This window comes from Desulfatiglans sp. (genome assembly GCA_012513605.1).
Taxonomy (GTDB): Bacteria; Desulfobacterota; DSM-4660; order Desulfatiglandales; family HGW-15; genus JAAZBV01.
Genome location: JAAZBV010000019.1, coordinates 1 through 3,936 on the forward strand (window position 1 = coordinate 1; position 3,936 = coordinate 3,936).

Consider the following 3,936-nt stretch of genomic DNA (forward strand, 5'->3'; position numbering starts at 1 on the left):
CAAAGGGAATAGTTATCGTCTTAGAAAGAATAATGAAAAGGAGGCAATAAAATCAGATCAAATTGAAATGTAAAGTGGCTCAGTTTTCACGACCGAAAATGGCTCACTTTTTAACGACCATTGACACTGGAAATTTATCATCAACACAAACCTTATGGGTTATATACGTAACATACATGCCTTTATGCCCCATTTTATTGAAAGGGGCAGCGGTTATATAGTCAATGTTTCATCCATACAGGCACTTATCTACACACAAGAGATGCTGGGCATACCCTATATAACAACAAAAGCAGGGATTCTTGGCTTAACTGAATCCCTGTATGGCTATCTTGGACAGTATGGCATCAAGGTTTCATGCCTGGTGCCCGGCGGGGTAAGGACTAATATAAGTGAGAACTCAAGGTATGTGGGCACAGAAGAAGAAAAGATCAAGATGAAAAAGGATACTGAAGAGTTTTTTAAAATGCCCTTTTTTCTCACAGCCGATCAACTGGCAGAAGGCTTCATTGAAGGAATGAAAAGAGAAGATTACATTATCCTGGTGCCGGATATGCATGAGAGGTGCAAAGAGCAGGGAAGAGATATCATGAAGCTTAATGACTTTATGAAAAATTCCATTATACAGGCGCACTAGGGGTGAAAATTTTTTCGTCCCTGTAAACAAAACATGGCCCATGAAATATTTTTTTTTAGTGGGCTGTTTTCTATTTTGACAACGCCCTGTAAAGCGCATCCAGGTTCATGTTAAAGATACCTGCCATTGGCCCCTCTTTCGGTATTCTTTCGAATTCCTTTGCGACCATTATTTTTGAACGAATCTTCTCTAAATCCATACCCTGGTTAATTGCTCCACCTACAAAATCCATCCATATATTAATCTTGTCTTTCATGTTTTTAAAGGCGCTTTTATCTGTTATCTCGCCATGGCCTGGAATGACATGCTCAACATCCAGCTCGCTTAATCGGTTCAAGGAGGTTATCCATTCATGAGGAAGGGCATCTATGAATATGGGAATAGCAAGATTGATATTATCCGAGGTAAAGAGCACCTTTTCTTCCGGCACATAAACTGCCAGTTGTTTTGCTGTATGGCCAGGCACCATGAGGATTTTGATTGTATGATCGTGAAGATATAATGTTACATCTCCATTAATAGCGATCTCAGGGGGCCTGAAATAGAATGTTTCATCAGGCGCAGGAGTGCCAGGGGCCATCCATGATAGTTCTCTTATAAGGGTTTCTATTTTCGCATTCTTAAGGGCATTTACTGAATCATCAGTCCCTATAACAGTACCACCAAGGTAACAGCCTCCGCAATAATGATCAGTATGAGCCTCGTTAATTATCACATACTTTACAGGCGCATGTTCCTCTATTTTCTGTTTCCATTCCCGGGCCTCAGATGGAACCATTGGCGTATCAATAACCACAGCCCCTTCCTTTGTTACAATAAACCCGGAGTTGCAGCCATGGAATGATGTTTTAGCGAATACATGATCGGTGATCTTTTTCATATGGAGTCTCTCCTGAAATATGTAGTTAAAGTAAAAGGAGTATAGTGTACCGTTATATACATGTCAATTTTAGACAGTTCAAACAATTAAGGGTCACAATGCCTGTGCCATCTTTTTTCAAACCACGCTCCAGCCAGGGAAGAAACAGAATAAATGATAAAAAGTACTTATAATATCAATGTAAAAACTTCCCACATAGTGGTCAAACTCAAAACCAAGGGTTCTGTAACTCTGTTTCTGAAAGACCTTTTAGCCTGTTAGCTTTTATCCAGCACAATTGATATTTTAACGCACGATCCCGATTTCAATCGTCCATAAAATGCGCCGTTTGCTTATTCATCAATATCCTCGGGTTTTTTCAGAGAGCCAATCTGTTTAAGCATCTTATCAAAATCACTTTCGAAAAGCCTGTCCTGAACAATCCTGTATTTTTCAAATTCGCATTCAGCGTGATTTTTTGCAAGCTCAGCAGTAACTTTCCCTGCATCTTGTAATATTTCCCTATCCCACAATGTTAAAAAGCCAGACAGGCGTTTTTCCCAGTCAGCCATTGTCATTGGAATTTTTCGCATAGCCTGCAGTTCTGCCATATCCAGATACGCAGAAACAATCCGTTGCATCTGCGCCATTTCATACTCATTCAAGTAGTTCTTGGCGACAGGGATAATGTTCTACCTCACGCTTAACTTGTCTAGAGCCTTCGGATTGAACTATTAAGTATTTCTTAATAGTTGCCTCCCGTTGTAGTTCATTGTCATTAAAAATAGTCTTTAAATGTTGATTGACGGCAGAAACCGTAACATCATAGAGAGTAGCCATCATCTTTTGGGTAAGCCAGATGTTCTCATCTTCATAGCGCATTTCCACACTGATTTCACTATTGCCTGTGGCTGCGATAAAAGTCAGATACTCAGCAGCAGATGAACGAACCATCGAAACCTCTTTTTTTATAGGAAGTAGCGAAATCTTTTTTTTTCTCATCTTTCCATCTCCCACATACTTTTCTTAAATTCTCCCTCCATAACCCGCACCTTCAATTTCTCTTCACCTGTCTTCAGGTTATCAAGCTTGTTGTCCCTGTTCACAAAGATAAGGTCAAACTTAAAACCAAGGGTCCTGTAATTCTTTTCCTGAAAGACCTTTTAACCTGTTATCTTTTATCCAGCTCAATTGATATTTTGAGGTGCGACACCTATTTCACAGAAGTCAATTCTGTCAATTGTGTAGGCCTGATAAACATATAAAGGGTTCCGAGTTAAGAGCATTGTAATATTTATGCTAATATAGGCACCTCCCCATCCATAGTATTATTTGGGGTACTATGGACCATAGCGCATAAGCGCATAACAATGTTATTGGATCTAGGAGGTGCCGGAATGAAATTATACGCAGGAATAGATTTGCATTCAAGTAATAACTTCATAGGAGTTATAAACGAAAAAGATGAAAGGTTATTTCAGAAAAAAATGCCAAACGAATTGAATCAGGTCCTAGCTGCACTTAATCCCTTTAAAAAAGAGCTTGAAAGCATAGTAGTTGAATCGACATACAACTGGTACTGGCTTGTGGATGGATTAATGGAAAACGGCTATAAAGTAAACCTGGCTAATCCAAATGCCATTCAACAATATGAAGGCAGGAAGCATAGAGATGACAAATGGGATTCGTTCTGGCTGGCTCATTTGAAACGACTGGATATATTGCCTGAGGGGTATATATATCCTAAAGATGAACGTCATGTCAGGGATGCCTTAAGAAGAAGGCAATTATTTGTCCAGCACAGAACTTCCCACATCTTGAGTCTTCAGAGCGCCATTACAAGAAACCATGGGTATAAGATGTCTGTCAGGGAGATTAAGAGACTCAATGACTCTGATGCCTCTAACCTGTTTAATGATCCTTTTCTGATAATGACTGCAAGAAATAATATTTCTGTGATCCGGTTTTTAGACAATAAGATTGATGAGATAGAAAGTGAAGTGCTATCTCATACAAAATTAAGACCTGAGTTTGATAAACTTTTGACCGTGCCTGGTATAGGAAAGATACTTGGCCTTACAATAATGCTTGAGGTTGGAGATATAAGACGATTTCCAACTGTTGGTAATTACTCATCCTATTGCAGGGCAGTAAAGAGTATAAGATTATCAGATAACAAGAAGAAAGGTGAGGGTAACAAGAAGAACGGCAATAAATATCTTTCATGGGCATATATAGAGGCAGCCAATGCAGCCAAGAGGAGTTATCCTGAGATTACCAGTTTTTATGAACGCAAGAAGGCAAAGAGAAATAATATAGTGGCAATCAAGGCTTTGAGTAACAAGCTTGCCAGGGCATCATATTATGTAATGAGGGATAAGGTATCATACAATGCTGAAAAATTATTCAGGTAGGTAAAGATCGTGCGGCAGATAACTGG

General features: G+C 39.3%; 2 protein-coding genes and 2 pseudogenes. 2 read left to right on the top strand and 2 right to left on the bottom strand.

Annotated features, from left to right (window positions below):
- Positions 1–127 precede the first annotated feature (127 nt).
- Positions 128–637 (top strand): annotated as a pseudogene (locus tag GX654_02410) (SDR family NAD(P)-dependent oxidoreductase).
- A gap of 70 nt (positions 638–707) precedes the next feature.
- Here GX654_02410 and GX654_02415 read toward each other — a convergent pair.
- Positions 708–1,517, bottom strand: a complete 810-nt coding sequence (locus tag GX654_02415; GenBank protein ID NLD35700.1) for an MBL fold metallo-hydrolase — start codon at positions 1,515–1,517, stop codon at positions 708–710.
- A gap of 332 nt (positions 1,518–1,849) precedes the next feature.
- Positions 1,850–2,498, bottom strand: a pseudogene (locus GX654_02420) (virulence RhuM family protein).
- A 395-nt stretch (positions 2,499–2,893) separates the two neighbouring features.
- Here GX654_02420 and GX654_02425 point away from each other — a divergent pair.
- Positions 2,894–3,910: an IS110 family transposase gene (locus GX654_02425; GenBank protein NLD35701.1), complete on the top strand. Its 1,017-nt coding sequence runs from the start codon at positions 2,894–2,896 to the stop codon at positions 3,908–3,910.
- The last annotated feature ends 26 nt before the right edge of the window (positions 3,911–3,936 follow it).